Genomic DNA, 19,147 nt, shown 5'->3' with positions numbered 1-19,147 from the left:
CTCGCGCGTCATTGGCCGTGCCAGCCGAGGCTGGCGCGATGGGTGTGACACAGCACCTCTACAACCGAGGAACGATCCGTGACAGAAGAAGACATCCGCGACAACGCATTTGCGATGCCCGTGCATAACCCGGCGTATCCGCGTCCGCCCTTCCGCTTCATCAATCGGGAGTACTTCATCATCTCGTACGAGACGGACATGGACGCACTTCGGGCCGTCGTTCCGGAACCGCTGACGGTCGACCAGCCCGTCGTCCACTACGAATTCATTCGGATGCCGGATTCGTCCGGATTCGGCGACTACACGGAAAGCGGTCAGGTGATCTCCGTCCTCGACGAGGACGGCAAGCGAGCCAATTTCACGCACGCGATGTACCTCGACGACGAAGGCCCGATCGCAGCCGGACGCGAAATCTGGGGATTCCCCAAGAAACTGGCGTCGCCGAAGCTCTACGTCGATGGCAAGGACACGCTGCTCGGCACGCTCGACTACGGCACCCAACGCATCGCCACCGGAACGATGGGCTACAAGTATCGCGCCCTCGACACCGCGGCCGAGCGCCGCAAGCTTGCCGACACGCCCAACTATCTGCTCAAGGTCATTCCGCACGTCGACGGTTCGGCCCGCATTTGCGAACTGGTGCGTTTCTTCCTGCGCGATGTCGACGTGATCGGTGCATGGGAAGGGCCTGCCGCGCTCGAGCTGCATCCGCACGCACTCGCGTCGGTCGCCGATCTGCCGGTTCGCCGCGTAATCGGTGCACGCCACGTCATTGCCCATCTCACGCTCGATATCGGCGAAGTGGCCTATGACTATCTCGCCCCTGCCGAGTCGCTGAAACTCGCAGTCAACCAATAAGCTCCCGGAGGACGTATGGCACTGAACGACAAGATCGCGCTCGTGACGGGCGCGGCAAGCGGTATCGGCGCGGTGTGCGCGCGCAAGCTCGCGATGGACGGCGCGACGGTCGTGATCGCGGACCTGAATCTCGAGGCTGCGCGAAAGGTTGCCGACGACATCGTCGGCAACGGCGGGAAGGCGTTGGCGATCGCGATGGACGTCACCAGCGAGGAAGCTGTCGGCGCGGGGCTGGCCGAAACGGTCAGCCGGCTGGGCGGAATCGACGTGCTCGTGTCGAACGCAGGCATCCAGATCGTCAACCGGATCGAGGATTACGCCTTTTCGGACTGGAAGAAGATGCTGTCCATCCACCTCGACGGCGCGTTTCTGACGACCAGGGCCACCATCAGGCATATGTATGCGTCGAACAAGGGTGGCACGGTGATCTACATGGGCTCGGTGCATTCGCACGAGGCCTCGCCGCTCAAATCCGCCTATGTGACCGCGAAACACGGGTTGCTCGGTCTCGCGCGGGTTGTCGCGAAAGAAGGTGGACCGCGTGGCGTGCGTGCCAATGTCGTGTGCCCCGGTTTCGTCAGAACCCCGCTGGTCGACAAGCAGATCCCCGAGCAAGCGAAGGTCCTCGGCATCTCCGAACAACAGGTCGTCAGAGACGTCATGCTGAAAGAGACGGTCGACGGCGAATTCACGTCGCTGGCCGATGTCGCGAACACGGTTGCCTTCCTGGCCGGCTTCGAATCGAACGCGCTGACCGGGCAATCGATCGTCGTCAGCCACGGCTGGTTCATGCAGTAAGGAGAACACCATGTATTCCAGCCAGCGTAACAAGCTGAAGCAGCCCCATCACATCACGCTTCCCGCCTATGACGACATCGGGCTCGTGCTGCAGGGCGGCGGCGCCCTCGGCTCATACCAGGCCGGCGTATACGAGGGTATGGCCGAGGTCGGCGTGGAACCGACGCGCATCGCCGGGGTATCGATCGGTGCGCTCAACACGGCGATCATCGCAGGCAATGCGCCCACGGATCGAACGGAAGCACTGCGCGGCTTCTGGAACACCATCAGTCAGCCGACCGACCCGCTCTCGCACTTCGGCAACTACATGTCGGCGTGGTCCGGGCTGGAAGACATGGGACGCAGGTGGTCGAGCGCATGGGCCGCCACGCGCACGTTGATGGAAGGCCAGGACGGCTTTTTCTCCCCGCGCTCGCGTCTGTCCTTCGCCGGGTTCGGCAGGAAGCGCCCCGATCAGGTCAGCTATTACGACACGTCGGCGTTGCGGGAAACGCTGTTGCGGTACGCGGACTTCGATCGCATCAATGACGGCAACATTCGCGTATCCGTCGGCGCGGTCAATGTGCGAACGGGCAATCTCGTCTATTTCGACAATTCGAAAATGCGTCTCGCGCCGGAACATTTCATCGCCTCCGGCGCGCTGCCGCCGGGCTTTCCGGCCGTCGAGATCGATGGCGAGTTTTACTGGGACGGCGGACTGGTGTCCAACACGCCGCTGACCGAGATCATCAGGGAAAGCCAGCACAAGGACACGCTCGTTTTCCAGATCGATCTGTGGAGCTCGCGCGGCAAGTTGCCGAACGATTTCCTCGATGTCAGCGAGCGCACCAAGGACATTCAGTATTCAAGCCGCACGCGCGCCATCACCGCGTTCATGTCGCAGAACCAGAAGCATGCGCAGATGATCAAGGCGCTGCTCGAACACATTCCCGAACACGTGCGGCTTGCGCATCCGTTGTTGCGGGAGGCGCAGAAGACGGCCGATGGCAGTGCAGTGAACGTCGTGCACCTGATCTACAAGAACAAGTCGTTCGAGGGGCACTACAAGGACTATGAGTTCAGCAAGGGCACGATGCGCGAGCATTGGGCGAGCGGCCTCGAGGATATTCGGCGATCGTTCGGCCATCCCGACTGGTTCGATATCCCGAGCCGCGAAATCGGCTTCGTCACGCGGGACGTTCACCGCTATCGGCAGGACGTCAACGAAGCGGAAGGCCGGGGCACGGACGCGTTGCCGGAAACGAAACACGCGCCGGAGAAAGTGTTGTCCGTCGCCAAGTGACGCGTGGCGACGCCTTCCGTGAACATGAAAGTGCGAGCCTCGAGGAGAACACCATGATGTCGCATGAAATGATTGCGCGGTACGGCACGTTGGTCGTATTCCTGAATGTGCTCGGGTCTTCGCTCGGCCTGCCTCTGCCCGCGATACCGACGTTGATCACGGTCGGGGCAGGCGTTGCGCTTGTCACGCATGTCGCGTCGTCGACGCTGCTGCATTTCTCGACGATCCTGGGCGCCGCCGTGATTGGCGGCTTTCTCGGTGACATGGTCTGGTATCAAGGCGGCAAGCGGTACGGCAAGCGCACGCTTCATACCGTCTGCAAGCTGTCGCAGTCGCGTAAAGCCTGCGTCAGGACGACAGAGCGATTTTTCGGGCGCTGGGGCGTCCGCGTGCTCATCGTTGCGAGGTTCGTTCCCGGCCTGTCGCTCGTTGCCGTTCCGTTATGCGGTGCGATGGCCGTCAGGTTGCGCTCGTTTGTGTTGCACGATTGTGCGGGCCTTGCACTGTGGGCGTCGATCGGACTGGCGATCGGCACACTATTCGCTTCGCAGATCGATATGATTTTCGCGTTTGTCGCCCGTCTTGGCTCGCGTGCGCTCATTTTCGTCGGCGTGGTTCCGGTGCTGTATGTCCTGTACCGCTACTGCCGCAGGCTGATGTTGGCAAACGCGCTCGGTAACGCGCGGATCAGCGCCGGCGAACTGCATGCCCTGCTCGCGAACACTCCGCGGCCGGTCGTGATCGATATTCGCTCCGCCGAGCGAAGGACGCTCGATCCATTCGTCATTCCGGGCGCGGTGATTGCCGATGAGCGAAAGACCCGGCAGATCATGGAACGCCATGGAACGAACCGGACACTCGTCATCTATTGTGCGTGCCCGAACGAAGTGTCCGCGGTGTCGGTGGCCAGGCAGTTGCGGCTGTCAGGCATCAAGCTGGCGTTGCCGCTTGCAGGCGGCATCGATGCATGGCGCGCCGCGGGCTTCGACGTCGAGCCGATGATCGCGATGCACGATGCGGTAAGCGGTTGACATGGGTAATGTCTTGATCTGATCTCTCGGTCAGCGTCAGATCATGGCTGAGATTGCTTGGATGTTACGTCATGAAGGGCCGTGATCGACCCACTGCGGCCGGTCAGTTGAGTAACTTCCGGATGGCGGGTCTCAGGTGTGCAACGGTCATCGGACTTGGTCACTGGCCCGTCGTTGGCACCCCCGACGTTGCGCTACGATATTCGTCACGTACGTGGTAATTCACCACGAGTGAGGTACTATCCGTCCGGCCCAAATTGGGCCTTTGTCCCACGCAACGTAACCAGAGCCATGCCCCCTCGATCAAGCACGCCAGATCTCAAAGAGCGAGCCACCATCGTCTGCCGTCAAGGGCAGAGAGTTTTGCTCGTGGCGCGTACCGCGTCGCGCTGGGTACTGCCGGGCGGCACCATTAAGTCTGACGAATTTCCCGTTGATGCCGCCCATCGTGAACTCAGGGAAGAAACGGGTTTAATCGGGCTGAAATTGACCTATGTTTTCCAGTTCGGGGGATTGACGAAGCTACACCATGTGTTCGTGGCCGACGTTCCTGTGCACGCCAAACCACAACCGGGCATGGAGATCACGCGCTGTCGATGGTTCGGACATTTCGAGGTGACTTCGCTTCCGACCAGCGCCCCCACGCTGCAGATCGTCGAGCTTCTATACAACCGTTCACGCGTGAGCGCGGAAGGTGTGTTTGCGGGCCGATAACGTCACCATCGGACACCCGGATTCGATAAGCCGACTGCAGCGCCAATCCGAACATGTCGAGGCACCGATGAACAGCACGTACGATTATCACGGTTACACGATTGAGGTGCGATGCGAAGTCGATAGCGGGCTCGCTGACGCCTGCACCCAGATCACGAGGCACGTTCGGGGATACGTTGTAGTTGTGCAGGTTCGAACGAGCGACACGTCTTCGCTACTCTTCACGCCGGTTCGACTGGCCGGGGATCGCGGGAAGCCGTTCGCCGAAAGTCTGGAAGCGTTGCGTGCGGGGCGCGCAGCAGGCCAGATCATCGTTGATGACCTGCTGCTGACCGTCTCGATGTGTGACCTGCAATCGCGGAATTAGCGGAGTGGTGCCTGCTCCGTTCAGTGTCGCTTTTTGCGCGTCATTTCATGACCGGCGTACACGGCGAGCAGGACGCCGAACATCACTGCGCTAATGGCCAACGACTCGTCGAATTTGCCAACGCCATTGACGAGTTTCGAGGCGACTCCGAGGCCGACTCCAGTCGCCACCATTAAGACGCCGGCAATCACCCCCCAGATCGGCCCAGCCGGTACTTTTTCACGATTCCGCATATTGCCCCCGGTACTTAGTTGTATTCCGATCATGTCGGTAACAAAAACCGATGACAAGCCATTGGGAGAGAGTGGAACCGGCGGCACATCGAGCGTGCGGCCGGTTTCTACTCCTTGATTCCTTTTGTCAGCGAACAGCGTCTCATCGTTTCACTGACCTTGAACCGGCTCGATGCGCATGTGTCCATCGACACCAGTCGTGGTGATCCAAGTTTCTGAGCAATTCCGCACGGCGATGCTCGCGGCGATAGTGGCTCGCGACAGCGATCGCCGCGAGGGCCAGCACGAACGTCCCGACCACGATCCCAACCCATGATCCGTCCATCGTTGCCTCCGTCATTGCGTCCAGTCCCGGCGACGGCCGACTCCCACTAGTCTGAGAGTTATGGTCGATTATCGCGCTGCCCTGCTGGCTTGGATAGACTAGGCAAGCCTTGTCGAATTGCCCAGTCCGCCTAACGAATTCGTGAGACCGCTTTCAGTACGGCGTGACCTTCGGCCGTCAAGAGAATATGTCGATCTTCTGACGCCGACGGATCAAAGGAAATCAGTTGGCGCTCCAGTAACGTGAATAGCTCTTCGCGGTCGGATTCAATCTGGTCTGGGGCGTCCCACGCCATCATCAACGTGGTGATTTCGTGCGGACTTAGCATCGTAAGCTCCTCGCATCGACTATGGATGCATGCGCAGACACATGGCGACGCTACATCGCTGTGGTGCCAACAACAACGCGACCCCGGTCAATGACCGCAGCCGAAACAACGCGGTCAGCATGCTTGTTGTAACGTCCGTGCGGGCAGGTGTATGCCGTCGCAAGACGGTTAGCCGCGCGGAAGGCTGCGGGAATGCAATTCGACTTGCGATCCGACGATCTTCAACCATTTTGCGTGAGTGTTGGACGCAATGGCGGCAAGTTGACTGCCATACGACTGTGCAATCTTGGTGCTCGATTGCAACAGCATCGTATGTTGTGCGATGGCACGCTCCGGAGCCTTGTGCGACAGCGCTTCAGGCCAATACGACCGGCTTTCGGTAAGCGCCTGTCAAGCCGTTTGCAGGTTGAGTTGAATCATTTGCTCGTAACCATGGAACGCCTGGTTCGCGAGCGCAAACATGGCGGCCACCGTGGCTTTGCTTGAGGAAACCAGTTGGTCCGGCGTGAAACCCGTCATTTGTACGCTCCCTTGAGCAGTTCGACGCCCGCCCGAACGACTCGGGGGCAAGGGCAAGCCGGGCAAACCCGACTATTTCCCGTCAGAACGCAATGTTCAATTAGTGGGAACATTCTATCTTGATCGTGTTGAATCGGGGGCGTCACCCTATAGGTGGATGCCCCCAGTTCGGAAACGTTACCAGTCGGACCGATCAAGCAACCATGCGAAACGATATGAAGCTCGGATCGTCCGACGGCCGTAACCCAACAGTCCACTCGACGTCGGTAGGTTCCTGCACATGGCTTCGAGCGCGCTGAGGGGCAACCGACGAGTTGCGCCTCGCTCGTGTCAGAGCAGTGAATATTGGTCGCGATAGACAGTGCCACATTCTTCTGACCACAATGAGGCAACCAGGATTCTTGGCCGCCAACTGCAGCGCGGGCGGATGCCTCTTGTGGGCAGTCACCGAACTTAAAGCGACGATGACAGTACCGGTCAATACGTCGACGGGAGCTCTCCATGGCATACAAACATATTTCAAGTCACTTCGACGCTGAACTGCAGCACCTGTCGTCCAAATTTCTCGAGATGGGGGGCATCGTTGAGTCGCAATTGAATGATGCGATCGCGGCGCTGAACCACTTTGACTTGGAATTGATCGAGAAGGTCGTTGCCACAGAGCATCGTCTCAATGAGATGGAAGTCCAGATCGACGCTGAGTGCTGCAACGTGATCGCGCGACGCCAACCCGCAGCGTCCGACCTGCGTCTGCTGGTGGCGATTTCGAAGGGCATCACCAATCTCGAGCGCGCCGGCGACGAAGCGCGTAAGGTCGCGAAACGGACCCTGCGTATCACCCAAGAGGGAGCCGGCATGAAGATCAACATCGCAGAAATACTGTTGTCCGGTCAGTTGGCAGCGGCCATCCTGCGCCATGCCCTCGATGCATTCGCGCGACTCGACACTAGTGCCGCAGCACAAATCTTACGTGAAGACGATGCGATCGATGACCAGTACCGCGGATTCATGCGCAAGTTGGTCACGTACATGGCTGAGGATCCTAGTGTCGTCACCGCCGCGCTCGACTACCTGGCCATCGCATCGGCCATCGAACGGATTGGTGACCATGCGACGAATTTGGCGGAACTCGTCATCTACATCGTCAAGGGAACGGACGTCCGGCATTTGCCCCGCGAGCTGATCGAGCGAGAAGCTCTGCGCAAATGAAGGGCTGACAACGCGGCGAGCTGCCGGCCAAGGGATTGAGCGTTACGCGACGGCCAGGCGTGGCGCACGGCGGCCACGCGAAGGGAATGGCAGTTCACCAGCGTGGAACAGACGTCTGAATGTCTGGGCAACGGTGCGAGCGGATGACTCTTCGTGGCCGAACCCGGTCCGACGTCGAACGGGCGCCGCGGTCCGCCATTGTTGGACCGACATCAGGCGGCAGTCGACCCTAACCCGTCGTCCAATCCTCCGCGCCGTCAACGACCGCTAACAAGCATCTTCGGCCAGCTGCCGCATCGCTTTCACACGCCGACTTCGCCGAGCGAAATTCGGCTGAAGTCAACACGGAATACAGGACCCCGCACCCATCGGTCGGGGTCGGGCTTATTCTGCTCGGGGGAACGATCCTCGATACGGTTAGCCTGGATGGCCGGGCTCACGATTACTCGCCGCGGCCCGAAACAAGGCTTGCATTGATCCACGATGCCACGTCGGTGACCGCAATGGCGTGGCGTTGGTTGAACGTCCCACTCTTGTCCCATGCGACACCGCGCCCTTGAGCAAAAGCCGCACGATACTTGCGCATCATATTGTTCGGGTCGCGCGCCAGCTCATCCAGCAGATACTGCTCGCTCCACACCGAACGGCTGAACGGCCGGCCGAGGCCCGCTTGCAGCTTGTCTGCAACCTCCGCGTAAGTCACGGTGTCGCCGGCCAGATACACGATCTCGTTCCGGATACGGGGTTGGGCGAACACGACCGCGGCCGTCAGCGCACCGATATCATCGGGCGTCGTCAGCGTCACGGCGGTGTCGAGGCTGCCCAGCGCGTGGACTTCGTCATTCTGCAGGTCGACGACACCGAATTCCGGCTCGAACAGGTAGCTCATGAACATGCCAGTCGAGATGATGACCCACTCTGTCTCGTGCTGACTGCGCAGCAACTCGCGCACGTCCAGCTGTGCGTCGAAGATGTCCTGCGGACTGCCGCGGCCGATCAGGTCGAAATCGACCCCGAACTGCCACGGGAAGTACCGAGGGATGCGCGCCTGCAACGCAGCCCGCGCCAACTTCATCGGCGTGTCGATGCCGGCTGCAATGCCAGCGCAACCGATTACCGTGTCATATCGCGCAAACAAGGCGGCGAGCTCATCGATGGAGCTCTTCACGAAATCGCCTACGACGATCTCGATCCCGAGATCTCGAATCTCCGCGATATCATGCCGCTTGGCGGGTGCGCTGGACTCGACGGCGCTCGCGCGCAGTAGCACGCTGATCTTCGCGCCTGCGATGTCCCTCGCTCGACGCGCAAGATTGCGTAACACCGGGAGGCCGAGTTCGCCAGCACCGAGCACGAGAATGTTTTGAGACGTAGCGTTAGGATCTGTTTGGTTCATCGTCTAGCCTGCTGAGGAATGCGTTGCACGCAGTCTAGCGGTGCGTGGACGTGTATGAAAGAAGGTACATGCGTGATACTGGGAGCCAGATAGTTGGATCGAGACGAACTTCTCCAATATTCGCAGACCGTGTGCGACGGCCTGCGAGACGATGATGACGGGCTGCGGCGGGAGGTGCTCGCACACGCCGGAAGTCGTTGGTCGCTCGGTGTCATCCACACGCTCGGCGTGTACGGCAGGCTGCGCCATGCCGAAATCGGCAGGCGCATGCATGGGGTGACTCAGCGGATGTTGACGCGCACGTTACGACAACTCGAACGGGACGGCTTGGTGCTCCGTCACGATTTCGATGAAGTGCCCCCTAGAGTCGAATACGAGTTATCCGACACGGGCATGGACCTGCTCGTTCGCATGGTCCCGCTGTGGACCTGGATCGTCGAGAATGCGGACCGCTTCCGAGAAGCGAGGCGGAGTTTCGACAGCCAGCACCGCGACGCGAACTCGTAGCTTGCCGGTTGTTGATTTGCAAACCCTACTTCCCGGCGGGGAGAAGGATTGGAGCCTCTCAATTGGGCCGCCGAAGCAGGACGGCATTTCGACAGGGCAGAGCCTGATAGCTGAGCGGAACTGACGTTCGAATGTCCGCCCGAGAGCGTGATCGAGCGACCGCAAGTGGCCGAACTCGGCCGGCCGCCGCTCGGCGCACACGACCGGCGCAGATCGACCCATCTCTGCCTGTTGCCCCGGTCGGCCCTCAATGGCAGCTTCTCGCAGTGCAGCAGTCATACGCGCAGCCGCTTCAGCCGAGAGGCCACACAACGTATCTTGCGCGACCGCGGAATCAGGCCGGGTAAGAACTGGCCGAGTGGCGAACCTCGAGCGATCCCGTGGGGGCCGCTGGCAAACTTGGGCTGCCAAAGCAACTTTCCCAGTCACGTGAGCACGCGACCCACCGCAGCACCTGCAACGGTCACTCCAATGATGCAGCAGCACCGTCGCCTTATCTGACAACGCACCCACAGGAGAGCTGCGCCGCGAGTTACGCCACATTACAACCACTCGACGCGGGCGCTGGGGAGCTCACTTCGTACCGCGTCGCGGCAAGTGCACCACGAATACTGTTTCTGTTTGATCGGACCGCGCGTCAATACGGCCGTCATGTGCCTTGGCAATCTCGCTGGCGATGTATAAGCCGAGCCCCAATCCGACATCGTGATCCGCTCTTTCCGAGCGGTCGGCTCCGCGCTGAAGCGGATCGAAGATACGGTCGAGCGTGAGCGGATCGATGGCGGGCCCGCTATTCCCGACCTCAATGTGCACTTCTGTGTCGTCCGACGTCGCCGCTACCCGCACAGGGGTATCGGGCGCTCCATACTTGACTGCGTTGCCCACCAGATTGCTCAGGAGTTGCTGCAGGCGCTGATCATCCCAGTCGCCCCGTAGGTCGCCGTTCACGTTGATTTTGATCTGGCGATTCGGATGAGCCGCCTGCAATTCGTCGACCACATTGGCCAGCACATGCGCGAGATCAATATTGCGAGGAACAACATTGATACCCAGCCCGAGCTGGGTCCGATTGAAATCGCAGAGATCGTCGAGGAGGCTTCGCATTCGGCCACCGCTTCTGATCAGCCGGGCGGCAGCCTCCGATACTTCCTCGCCAGCATTGAGCGCCGCAAGATAGCACGCCGTGACCTGAATGGTCTGCAGCGGCGTGCGCATGTCGTGACCCAGCATACCCAGCAACAAGTTGTGACCTGCTCGACATGCTCGGTAAAAAATGCAACTGATTCTGCGAGCGCCTGATCTATCGCCTCATTGAAGCGAATCATGTCTTCTAAATGAGGCATGCCCGGCTGGCAGTCGTCGATCCACAAGCGCAGCACACTGGCACGCAGAGTCCGATATTCGGCCGCCAACTGGTTGATGTTGAACCCTCGCCGGGCGCGTAGGAGGGCGTGCGTCTGCGCGGCCGTTTCCTTGGCGTGCAACGGTTGAGGAGCGCGTCCAAGCGACTTGTCGCGTTGCTCCTTCCTGGTTTGCGGGGTACCTATATCTTTGGCCACGGCCTCCAGAATCTGACGCGCGTGATCGCGTAGCTCGAACGAGTCCATGCTTGTTGCCGCGGGTCGCAGCGTTGCGGCAAACGCCTCCCAGTGCACCAGGATCGGTTCCATGTTCCGACAGATAAAAGCAGCTAGGCGCATTTCACCCCTCATAACGGAATGGACGGTGGATGCTTCTGTTGCCGCACGATATCTCGTGAATACCGTCATCGCGGATGATACATCGAGAGCCGCGCGCAATCCCGCTGTCAGGCACCCGCAACCTTCTGACGATTCGAGCGGAACGTCGTTGAGCCCAAAGGCGGGCCGGCGCGCGCGAACCGCTATCGTTAATGCGCATCAGCTGACGACGCAGTGAGCTTCGTGGTTACCGAACGTTCGAGGGTCGACGAAGGAACTTTCATCTTCGCCCACCAAACAACCGTTTGTAGGGCTAAAGCCGCCGTCTGAGTGGCTGAGCAGCGCCACGCACGAACGTCCCTTCATGGCCGAACTGAGTCAAACGATCTAACGCTACCTGCCTGGTCTAGTCCAGACCTACACAGCTGACAACAGCGGAGGCAAAGCGCGTGGGACCCAACGGTCGTTCCTGAGGGGCCCTGCTCGTGTCCGATGTCGAACAACGATAGACCGCGGAACGACCGCTATCCGGGTTTCACGAGAAACGCTCGCGGTTTTGTCAGGGCTACCCGTCCCGCCTGCAGTGCAGATCGTGTCGGACAACCCCGCACGCTTCGAAGCGCCCCCGCTCAATGCGCGCCGCCGGCCATACCCCCACCACCCTTGCCCGGCTTTGTAAGCCAGACCAGCGGAACGATCACGATGAAGATGATCGACGACAGCCAGAAGATATCGTTCAGCGCGAGCATCGCTGCCTGCGCGTTGAGCGTACGTTCGAAAAATGCAGTGGCCTGATCCAAGCCGCCGCCGAGCGTCGCATGAAGCTGCGCAATGGCGCCCGTATAGGCGGGATTGTTCACGCTCGATTGCTCGGCGAGCCGGGCATGATGAAGGATCGTCCGGTCGTTCCACCCCGTCGCGATCAGCGACGTGCCGACACCGCCCGCGAACACGCGCACGAAATTGGACAGGCCGGCGGCCGCCGGAATCCGTTCGGGCGGCAAACCCGACAGAATGATGGCGGTCAGCGGCGTAAAGAACAGCGCCATCGGAATACCTTGCAACAGGGTCGGCAGCACCAGCGTATAGGGGTCGACGCTCGTCGTGTAATGCGAGCGCATGAAGAACACGCCCGCGAAACCGAGGAAGGCCAGCGTCGCGAGCACCCGTGCATCGGACTTCGGCATGATCTTCGCCATCATCGGCGCCAGCAGCACGGCGAAGATCCCGAGCGGCGCGGTCACGAGCCCGGCGTCCACCGATCGATAGCCGAGATAGCCTTGAATCCATTGCGGCAGGATCACGAGGTTCGAGAAGAACACCGCGTACGCGACCGAGATCGCAATCGTGCCGCCGCGGAAATTGCGCACCGCGAAAAGCCGGATGTCGACGATCGGGTTCCGCTCCGTGAACTCCCAGATCAGGAAGAACAGGAAGCTGATGGCGGCAACGACCGCAAGCGTGCAGATCACCGGCGAACTGAACCAGTCGAGGTCCTTGCCCTTGTCGAGCATGATCTGCAGCGTCGCGACCCACACGATGAGCGACATCAGGCCGACCTTGTCGATGGGAAGCTTGCGCACCTGCGTCTCGCGGTCGCGATAGATCATCCACGTAACACCGGCCGCGAACAGGCCGACGGGAATGTTGATGTAGAAGATCCACGACCAGCTGTAGCTGTCGGTGATCCAGCCGCCCAGCGCGGGGCCGGCGATCGGACCGACGGTCGCGGTCATCGACCATAGCGCGAGCGCGGTCGAGCTTTTCGCCTTCGGATACGAACCCAGCAGGATCGCTTGCGACAGCGGAATCAGCGGCCCCGCGACGACGCCCTGCAAGACGCGCGCGGCGAGCAGCACGAGCAGGTTCGGCGCGACGCCGCACAACCACGACGAGAACACGAACAGCACGATCGCGGCCACGAACAACCGGATCTGCCCGACGCGCTGAGTCAGCCAGCCCGTCAGCGGAATCGCGACGGCATTGGCCGCCGAAAACAGCGTGATGACCCACGTGCCTTCGTCGACGGAGACGCCGAGGTTGCCCGAGATGGTCGGAATCGCGACATTGGCGATCGACGAATCGAGCACGTTCATGAACGTCGCGAGCGCGACGGCGAGGGTCGCCAGGACCAGCTTTCCGCCCGTCAGCGGCGGCGGTGCGGGTTGCGTCGAGGAATTCATCAGAATTTGCTCCGAGAAACTCCGCCATTTATGGCGGGAAGGAAAGGAGCGCTGTTGACAGGCAGCTTCTTCCACGGGTTAGGATCACCGGCATGATCCTTGTCTACCGCTACCGGGTTAAGTCGCTCAACGGCTTGCTTAACAAGCAGAGCCGCGCGGTGAACTACGTCTGGAACTTCTGCAATGACACGCAGAAGCACGCGCTCATGTGGAGCAAGAAATGGCCGACGGGATTCGACCTGAACGTGCTGACGACGGGGAGCAGCAAGGCGCTCGGCATCCACTCCGGCACGATCAACGCGACGTGCGAGCAATACGCGAAGTCGCGCAGTCGGAACCGTCGGCCCTACCTGCGCTATCGCGGCAGGAAATCGCTGGGCTGGGTGCCGCTGAAGGGCCGAGACCTGAAGCGCGAGGGCGATGCGTTTCGATTCGCCGGCAATACCTTTCGCGTGTTCAGTAGCCGGCCGCTTCCTGAAGGCAAGATCAAGGACGGAACCAACTTCGCACAGGATGCGCGCGGCAACTGGTTTCTCAACATCGTGATCGAGATGCCCGATGTTCAAGCCCGCCCGATCCGTTCCGGTGTCGGCATCGATCTCGGCCTGAAAGACTTCGCCACACTGTCGACCGGCGAGAAGTTGCCGAACGACCAATTCGGCCGACGTGCTGCCGAGAAGCTCGCGAAAGCGCAACGGGCGCGAAAGCACAAGCGACATATCGAGAAGCTGCACGCCAAAGTGGCGAATGCCCGTGCCGATTTCCAACACAAGCTCGCGCTCGATCTGGTGCGGCGTTTCGATTACATCGCGGTCGGCAACGTGTCGGCCGCGAAGCTCGCCAGAACCAGGCTGGCGAAGAGCGTCTACGACGCATCCTGGTCGTCCTTCCGAAACAAGCTCCGTTACAAGGCGATGGCGCACGGAGCCACGTTCGAGGAAGTCGACGAAAGCGGTTCCACCCAGTCCTGTTCGTCGTGCGGGTCGAAAGACAGCACGACGCGGCCGAAAGGTATCGCAGGGCTGCGAATAAGAGAGTGGGCTTGCAGTGACTGTGGTGTCGAGCATGATCGAGATACCAATGCTGCTTTGAACATTCTCCGATGCGGACGTGCATCGCCAGGTGTGGGAATCCTCCGCCTTTAGGCGGAGGGGGACGTCAACTTGTTTCCACTCTGAAGTTTCGACCGCGCCGGCGTATCGGTCCGGCCAGTCAGGCGATTGGATCGACCGGAACGCGACCGTCACGCGCACCGGGTCGACGGTTCAGCTTGCGCGCGGCGTCGTGTCGCGAGTGTCGCGAGTGTCTCGCGTGTCTCGTGTGTCATGCCTGGCGGAAGCCGTCGGCGATCCTGCAGGCCCCATCGCCCCCGCATGCCCGATGACGACGTTGCGCGCGATGATCTTCTCGATCTCGGCATCGGCCTGCGCGCCGTACTCGGCAAACACGTCCGTGCGATACGACGTGTTCATTGCCGCGCCGAGCTGCGGGCCCGTGTCGTCGCGCGTATCCACGTCGACATCCATCGACAGTCCGATACGCAGCGGATGCGCGTCGAGCTCCTTGCGGTCGAGCTGGATCCGCGCGGGCAGACGCTGCACGATCTTGATCCAGTTGCCCGTCGCGTTCTGCGCGGGCAAGCTCGCGAATGCGCTGCCCGTGCCGGCCGAGAAGCCGACGACGCGGCCGTGGTACCGGACCTTTCCACCGTACACGTCGGCCGTCAGCGTGACGGACTGACCGATGCGCATGTTGCGTAACTGGCCTTCCTTGAAGTTCGCGTCGACCCACACGCCGTCGAGCGGAACGATCGCCATCAACGTCGTGCCGGGCGACACGCGCTGGCCGACCTGAGCCGAACGCTTCGCGACATAGCCCGTGACGGGCGCGGGCAGCACGTTGCGCGCATAGGCGAGATACGCATCGCGCACTTTCGACGCGGCCGCTTGCACATTCGGATGCTGGTCGATCGTCGTGCGGGCGGTCAATGCGCGGTTGGCTTGCACCTGCTGACGCGCGGCGTCGAGCGCGGCCCGCGCGGCCGCCACGGTGTCGCGCGCGTGCGCGATGTCCTCGGCCGACACGGCGCCCGTATCGGCAACCGCCTGGCGGCGGCGCAGATCGTCCTGCGCACGGGCGAGATCGGACTGTTTCTGCGCGACGTTCGCGGCATACAGGTCGTTGTTCACGTACAGGCTGCTCACCTGCCGCACGGTCTGCCCCAGCGCCGCTTCGGCGTTGCCGAGCGCGACTTTCGCATCGGCGTTATCGAGCGTGACGACCGGGTCGCCCGCCTTCACGATCTGCGTATCGTCGGCATTCACCGCCACGACGGTGCCGGCCACCTGCGGCGTCAGTTGCACGAGATTGCCGCTGACGTAAGCGTCGTCCGTCGATTCGTGGTAGCGCGCATACGTCATGTAGTACACACCATACGCGACCGACGACGCGACGACCGCCACGCCGAGCAGCGCCAGCAACAGCCTGCGTCGTCGCGTAGCGCCTTCGCTTGCGACATCGTCGCCCCCCGGCGGCGACGGGTCATGATTCACGCGTGCGGATTCGACCGGCTTGCGAACCGGTGGGTTGATTTCGCTCATTTCGATTCTCCTGGCAGATTCGATGGATCGCCGCTCAACGCGCGGCGACGGCAGGCGCGGCCGACACGGGCCCATCGGCACGTGCCGCGACCCCCGAGTCTGCGAACGACGTGTCGACGAAGCCGCCACCCAGCGCCGACGCCAGCGCGATCTGACGATCACGACGGTCCATGCGCAGATTCGCGACGCCCTGATCGGCGGAAAGCGCGTTGACGTCGGCGTTCAACACGGTCAGTTGATTCGTGAGACCGGCCTTGTATTGAGCCAGCGCCAGCGCAGCCGCCTTCAGCGCGGCTTGCTGCGCGGTCTGCGCATCGACGAGTTGCGCGTCCGTCGAACGCACGTCGGCGATTTGCGTCGCGACGTCGCTCAGGGCGGTCACGAGCGCCTGGTTATAGGCCGCGACGGCGTTGTCGAAGTCCGCGTAGCGTCCCTTCAGTTGTGCGCGGAGTGCGCCGGCATCGAAGATCGGCAGGTGGATCGCCGGGCCGATCGACGCGGTGCGGCTCGCCGCCGTCAGGAATCGCCCGAAGCCGAACGCGTCGAGCCCGATCGCGGCACTCAGGTTGATGTCGGGATAGAACTCGGCCTTCGCTTCCTTCACGTCGTGCGCGAGCGCATCGATACGCCACCGGGCAGCCACGATGTCGGGGCGCCGGCTCACGAGATCGGCGGGCAGATTGTCGGGCAGTCGAACCTCGTTGCCGATGCCGAGCATCGGGCGCGCGATCTGCAGGCCGCGATCGGGTCCGGCGCCGAGCAGTGCGGCGATCTGATAGCGCGTGGCCAGAATCCGGCCGTCGAGCGATTTCAGTGACGCGCGGCTCGTCGCGAGGTTCGCGCGAGCGGTCTCGCGCTCGACCTGCGTGTCGAGCCCGGTCGCGATGCGGCCCGCCGCGATGCGGTCGATCTGCTCGCGCCGATCGATTTCCTGTTGCGCGATGTCATGCAACAGGTACAGACGGGCCAGCTCGTTATAGGTGCGCGCGATCGACGTCGTGAGCGTCAGCCTGACCGTTTCCGCGTCGGCGCGGCTCGCCTGAAGCGCCGACACCGCCGCCTTCAGTGCCTCGCGCTTCTTGCCCCAGAGGTCGAGTTCGTACGAAGCGCCGAGGAGGCCCCGGTTCTCCGTCTGCCACGAACCGCCATACGGCGGCGGTACGAGCGCCGTTCCGGAAAATTGCTGGCGTGTGAGCGCATAGCTGGCGTCGATGCGCGGCATCGTCCCCGCTCGCGCGGATTCGCTGAATGCCTGCGCGGCCGCCACGCGCGCACGCGCCTGAGCGAGTGTCGGGCTGCCTTTGAGCGCCTCGTCGATCAACGACTTCAGTTGCCCGTCGCCGAACTGATCGGCCCAATCGGCATCGGGCCAATGCCCTTGCTCGAACGGAAGGCTCTGTAGCGTCGCGTACTGCCGCGGCTCGGTCATCGCCGCATCACCGTGAATGCCGGCGTAATTCACACATGCCGACAACCCGGCCGCGACGATCGCCGGCACCGCCGCCTTGAACACGCGCGACGTGTGTCGCCCGGCGATTGAAAATAGGTTCATTGCTCGTCTCGTCACGTAGTAGGCCAGGAAAGCCATTTGCAGAAAAATCGCCATTCGAGTTCGGTCCGGTATCCGCTCAGGCGCGACGAGCCCCGGGCGCATTTCATCGCGGCAACGCGGCCTCATGCGTGCGCGAGTAGCCAGACCCTCGTTCGCGAGCGCGAACAGTGTCCTGATGCCCATCCATGGATTCCTCAAGCTGCGGCGCACCTGCTCACTGCGTCCCACACCCCGCACGCACCAGGTGCAGAAGTGTTCGCAGTTGTTCGTCAGAAGCTGGTATCGGTCTTCACCAAGACGCGACCTGGCCCGCTCGACGACGGTCATTCCGGTATAGACGGCACCCGGTTCCGGCTGAACGCGGATTCCCTTGTTCGCCGCGAAGCAATACAACGGAACACATTCCACCGGGCACCGCCTTGCGGAGCGATGAAAGCCGCCATACTGGATAACCAGGCCGTTTCCCGCGTAGATTCCGTGGTGCGCATACCCATCGCGTTCACTGACGAGATGCGCGCCCACTTCAATGCGCGAGTCATTCCGGATCGGCGTCGGCGAAGTCGACAGCCACTCGATATCCAACGTTTCCATCGCAGGCCTCCGATTTCGTATGGGCTTCGCTTGTCGCGTCGCTGCCCGAAACACCGGGAATGGTTGCCGTTGCATTCGCAACACCTCCTGGGCCACGGAGCATCGCCCCCATTGCCGTACCGTCATGCTAGGAGCCGGAGCCATCCGCAGGTAGACCTGTATCGGGATACTTTCCCGTTCCTCGTTGGCACCAATCCGCACCCGTCAAAGCGATGCACCCGATCGCCGGCCTCCCGCCTCATTGGTGCAGAGTGGGCAACACCATGCATCCCGGTGCGATCTGGTACGGCGGCTCGTCTTTGCCTAGCATGCAAGGGCGTTTGGCCCATCGTTCCGATGGAGGTCATGGGGATCGACTTGCAGGCACGACCTGCACCATTGCGCGGATTCGCTTCGAAAAAACGGCGCATCGCCCCGATACGCAAGATTCGGGACGCTCGCGTTGGACAGTACAAACAATCGGGAGGCATATGGAGAACGAGAGGTTGCAACCTCCGTCGCTGACACTGCTCGACAAATACCGCGGGCGGAAATTCGCCGCGCTCTACACGACCACGGTCACGGTCTCGGGTGGTGAATCCGGGCACGGCCGTGCATCGGGCGTTGCGAGATCCGACGACGGTTGTCTCATCCTTGATTTACGGTTGCCCACCGAACTTGGCGGTCCGGGCGGCGGCACCAATCCCGAACAGCTTTTTGCTGCCGGTTATGCCGCATGCTTCCACGGTGCGCTGAGCCTTCTGGCACAGCGCGAACGGATCGACATCCGGAAAACAACCGTGGCTGTCGAAGTGTCGTTTGGTCGTGATCCGGTGGATGGCGGATATGCGCTAACCGCCAATGTCACCCTCCGCATGCCGGATGTGGACCCGCAGGTCGCGGAACGTCTGGCCCGTGACACGGAGCGCCTGTGCCCCTATACGAAGATGGCGCGGCAGGGAATCTGCAGTGTCGTCGTCGTGTCGGCATGACTGA

The 19,147-nt window shown here is 61.7% G+C and carries 17 protein-coding genes and 1 pseudogene; 10 read left to right on the top strand and 8 right to left on the bottom strand.

Going from position 1 to position 19,147, the window contains the following annotated elements:
- Nucleotides 1–78 precede the first annotated feature (78 nt).
- The 6 genes from LMA02_RS30960 (at nt 79) to LMA02_RS30935 (ending at nt 5,050) form a co-directional block, all read left to right on the top strand.
- The gene (locus LMA02_RS30960; protein WP_228910508.1) at nt 79–858 is read left to right on the top strand and encodes an acetoacetate decarboxylase; all 780 of its coding nucleotides are present in this window, start codon (nt 79–81) and stop codon (nt 856–858) included.
- Nucleotides 859–873: 15 nt separating this feature from the next.
- Nucleotides 874–1,656, top strand: coding sequence for a 3-hydroxybutyrate dehydrogenase (locus tag LMA02_RS30955; protein ID WP_228910507.1), 783 nt, complete (start codon nt 874–876; stop codon nt 1,654–1,656).
- A gap of 10 nt (nt 1,657–1,666) precedes the next feature.
- Nucleotides 1,667–2,938: a DUF3734 domain-containing protein gene (locus LMA02_RS30950; protein WP_228910506.1), complete on the top strand. Its 1,272-nt coding sequence runs from the start codon at nt 1,667–1,669 to the stop codon at nt 2,936–2,938.
- A 53-nt stretch (nt 2,939–2,991) separates the two neighbouring features.
- Nucleotides 2,992–3,969 carry a VTT domain-containing protein gene (locus LMA02_RS30945; protein ID WP_228910505.1) on the top strand — a complete coding sequence of 326 codons (978 nt, stop codon included), beginning with the start codon at nt 2,992–2,994 and terminating at the stop codon, nt 3,967–3,969.
- 291 nt (nt 3,970–4,260) lie between these two features.
- The gene (locus tag LMA02_RS30940; protein ID WP_228910504.1) at nt 4,261–4,683 is read left to right on the top strand and encodes an NUDIX hydrolase; all 423 of its coding nucleotides are present in this window, start codon (nt 4,261–4,263) and stop codon (nt 4,681–4,683) included.
- A 67-nt stretch (nt 4,684–4,750) separates the two neighbouring features.
- Nucleotides 4,751–5,050 (top strand): hydrogenase maturation factor, encoded by a 300-nt coding sequence (locus LMA02_RS30935; protein ID WP_228910503.1) that lies wholly within the window; start codon nt 4,751–4,753, stop codon nt 5,048–5,050.
- A gap of 20 nt (nt 5,051–5,070) precedes the next feature.
- Here the strand turns inward: LMA02_RS30935 and LMA02_RS30930 are convergent, their stop codons facing one another.
- The 3 genes from LMA02_RS30930 to LMA02_RS35350 form a co-directional block, all read right to left on the bottom strand.
- The gene (locus LMA02_RS30930; RefSeq protein ID WP_228910502.1) at nt 5,071–5,316 is read right to left on the bottom strand and encodes a hypothetical protein; all 246 of its coding nucleotides are present in this window, start codon (nt 5,314–5,316) and stop codon (nt 5,071–5,073) included.
- Nucleotides 5,317–5,738: 422 nt separating this feature from the next.
- Nucleotides 5,739–5,936 (bottom strand): hypothetical protein, encoded by a 198-nt coding sequence (locus LMA02_RS30920; RefSeq protein ID WP_228910500.1) that lies wholly within the window; start codon nt 5,934–5,936, stop codon nt 5,739–5,741.
- Between the two features lie 390 nt (nt 5,937–6,326).
- Nucleotides 6,327–6,455: a hypothetical protein gene (locus LMA02_RS35350; RefSeq protein WP_267479002.1), complete on the bottom strand. Its 129-nt coding sequence runs from the start codon at nt 6,453–6,455 to the stop codon at nt 6,327–6,329.
- A gap of 501 nt (nt 6,456–6,956) precedes the next feature.
- Here LMA02_RS35350 and phoU point away from each other — a divergent pair.
- Complete coding sequence (gene phoU, locus LMA02_RS30915) at nt 6,957–7,664, top strand: phosphate signaling complex protein PhoU (protein WP_228910499.1); 708 nt, start codon at nt 6,957–6,959, stop codon at nt 7,662–7,664.
- Between the two features lie 442 nt (nt 7,665–8,106).
- On the opposite strand, the gene LMA02_RS30910 is transcribed toward phoU, so the two are convergent.
- A complete protein-coding gene (locus LMA02_RS30910; RefSeq protein WP_228910498.1) occupies nt 8,107–9,060 on the bottom strand; it encodes an aromatic alcohol reductase in 954 nt (317 codons plus the stop codon).
- 93 nt (nt 9,061–9,153) lie between these two features.
- On the opposite strand from LMA02_RS30910, the gene LMA02_RS30905 reads away from it, so the two are divergent.
- Complete coding sequence (locus tag LMA02_RS30905) at nt 9,154–9,567, top strand: winged helix-turn-helix transcriptional regulator (RefSeq protein ID WP_027807990.1); 414 nt, start codon at nt 9,154–9,156, stop codon at nt 9,565–9,567.
- A 573-nt stretch (nt 9,568–10,140) separates the two neighbouring features.
- Here the strand turns inward: LMA02_RS30905 and LMA02_RS30900 are convergent.
- Nucleotides 10,141–11,267 (bottom strand): annotated as a pseudogene (locus LMA02_RS30900) (sensor histidine kinase).
- A gap of 608 nt (nt 11,268–11,875) precedes the next feature.
- Complete coding sequence (locus LMA02_RS30895) at nt 11,876–13,429, bottom strand: DHA2 family efflux MFS transporter permease subunit (protein ID WP_228910497.1); 1,554 nt, start codon at nt 13,427–13,429, stop codon at nt 11,876–11,878.
- 92 nt (nt 13,430–13,521) lie between these two features.
- On the opposite strand from LMA02_RS30895, the gene LMA02_RS30890 reads away from it, so the two are divergent.
- Complete coding sequence (locus LMA02_RS30890; protein ID WP_228910496.1) at nt 13,522–14,574, top strand: RNA-guided endonuclease InsQ/TnpB family protein; 1,053 nt, start codon at nt 13,522–13,524, stop codon at nt 14,572–14,574.
- A 120-nt stretch (nt 14,575–14,694) separates the two neighbouring features.
- Here LMA02_RS30890 and LMA02_RS30885 read toward each other — a convergent pair whose 3' ends face one another.
- Together LMA02_RS30885 and LMA02_RS30880 are read right to left on the bottom strand one after the other, a co-directional pair.
- Nucleotides 14,695–16,029, bottom strand: coding sequence for an HlyD family efflux transporter periplasmic adaptor subunit (locus LMA02_RS30885; RefSeq protein WP_228910495.1), 1,335 nt, complete (start codon nt 16,027–16,029; stop codon nt 14,695–14,697).
- Nucleotides 16,030–16,063: 34 nt separating this feature from the next.
- Complete coding sequence (locus LMA02_RS30880) at nt 16,064–18,172, bottom strand: efflux transporter outer membrane subunit (RefSeq protein ID WP_228910873.1); 2,109 nt, start codon at nt 18,170–18,172, stop codon at nt 16,064–16,066.
- A 470-nt stretch (nt 18,173–18,642) separates the two neighbouring features.
- On the opposite strand from LMA02_RS30880, the gene LMA02_RS30875 reads away from it, so the two are divergent.
- On the top strand, nt 18,643–19,143 hold the full coding sequence (locus LMA02_RS30875; RefSeq protein ID WP_228910494.1) for an Ohr family peroxiredoxin: 501 nt from the start codon (nt 18,643–18,645) through the stop codon (nt 19,141–19,143).
- Nucleotides 19,144–19,147 lie beyond the last annotated feature (4 nt).

The sequence above is a fragment of the Burkholderia sp. B21-005 genome (genome assembly GCF_020843965.1).
GTDB lineage: Bacteria > Pseudomonadota > Gammaproteobacteria > Burkholderiales > Burkholderiaceae > Burkholderia > Burkholderia ambifaria.
This window is presented reverse-complemented; position numbering and strand designations above follow the sequence as displayed.

What these genes read in the sequence shown, in the direction of transcription:
- LMA02_RS30955 (WP_228910507.1), top strand. Translation starts at nt 874, where the DNA reads ATGGCACTGAACGACAAGATCGCGCTCGTGACGGGCGCGGCAAGCGGT.
- LMA02_RS30950 (WP_228910506.1), top strand. Translation starts at nt 1,667, where the DNA reads ATGTATTCCAGCCAGCGTAACAAGCTGAAGCAGCCCCATCACATCACG.
- LMA02_RS30945 (WP_228910505.1), top strand. Translation starts at nt 2,992, where the DNA reads ATGATGTCGCATGAAATGATTGCGCGGTACGGCACGTTGGTCGTATTC.
- LMA02_RS30940 (WP_228910504.1), top strand. Translation starts at nt 4,261, where the DNA reads ATGCCCCCTCGATCAAGCACGCCAGATCTCAAAGAGCGAGCCACCATC.
- LMA02_RS30935 (WP_228910503.1), top strand. Translation starts at nt 4,751, where the DNA reads ATGAACAGCACGTACGATTATCACGGTTACACGATTGAGGTGCGATGC.
- LMA02_RS30930 (WP_228910502.1), bottom strand. Translation starts at nt 5,316, where the DNA reads ATGATCGGAATACAACTAAGTACCGGGGGCAATATGCGGAATCGTGAA.
- LMA02_RS30920 (WP_228910500.1), bottom strand. Translation starts at nt 5,936, where the DNA reads ATGCTAAGTCCGCACGAAATCACCACGTTGATGATGGCGTGGGACGCC.
- LMA02_RS35350 (WP_267479002.1), bottom strand. Translation starts at nt 6,455, where the DNA reads ATGACGGGTTTCACGCCGGACCAACTGGTTTCCTCAAGCAAAGCCACG.
- phoU (WP_228910499.1), top strand. Translation starts at nt 6,957, where the DNA reads ATGGCATACAAACATATTTCAAGTCACTTCGACGCTGAACTGCAGCAC.
- LMA02_RS30910 (WP_228910498.1), bottom strand. Translation starts at nt 9,060, where the DNA reads ATGAACCAAACAGATCCTAACGCTACGTCTCAAAACATTCTCGTGCTC.
- LMA02_RS30895 (WP_228910497.1), bottom strand. Translation starts at nt 13,429, where the DNA reads ATGAATTCCTCGACGCAACCCGCACCGCCGCCGCTGACGGGCGGAAAG.
- LMA02_RS30890 (WP_228910496.1), top strand. Translation starts at nt 13,522, where the DNA reads ATGATCCTTGTCTACCGCTACCGGGTTAAGTCGCTCAACGGCTTGCTT.
- LMA02_RS30885 (WP_228910495.1), bottom strand. Translation starts at nt 16,029, where the DNA reads ATGAGCGAAATCAACCCACCGGTTCGCAAGCCGGTCGAATCCGCACGC.
- LMA02_RS30880 (WP_228910873.1), bottom strand. Translation starts at nt 18,172, where the DNA reads ATGGAAACGTTGGATATCGAGTGGCTGTCGACTTCGCCGACGCCGATC.
- LMA02_RS30875 (WP_228910494.1), top strand. Translation starts at nt 18,643, where the DNA reads ATGGAGAACGAGAGGTTGCAACCTCCGTCGCTGACACTGCTCGACAAA.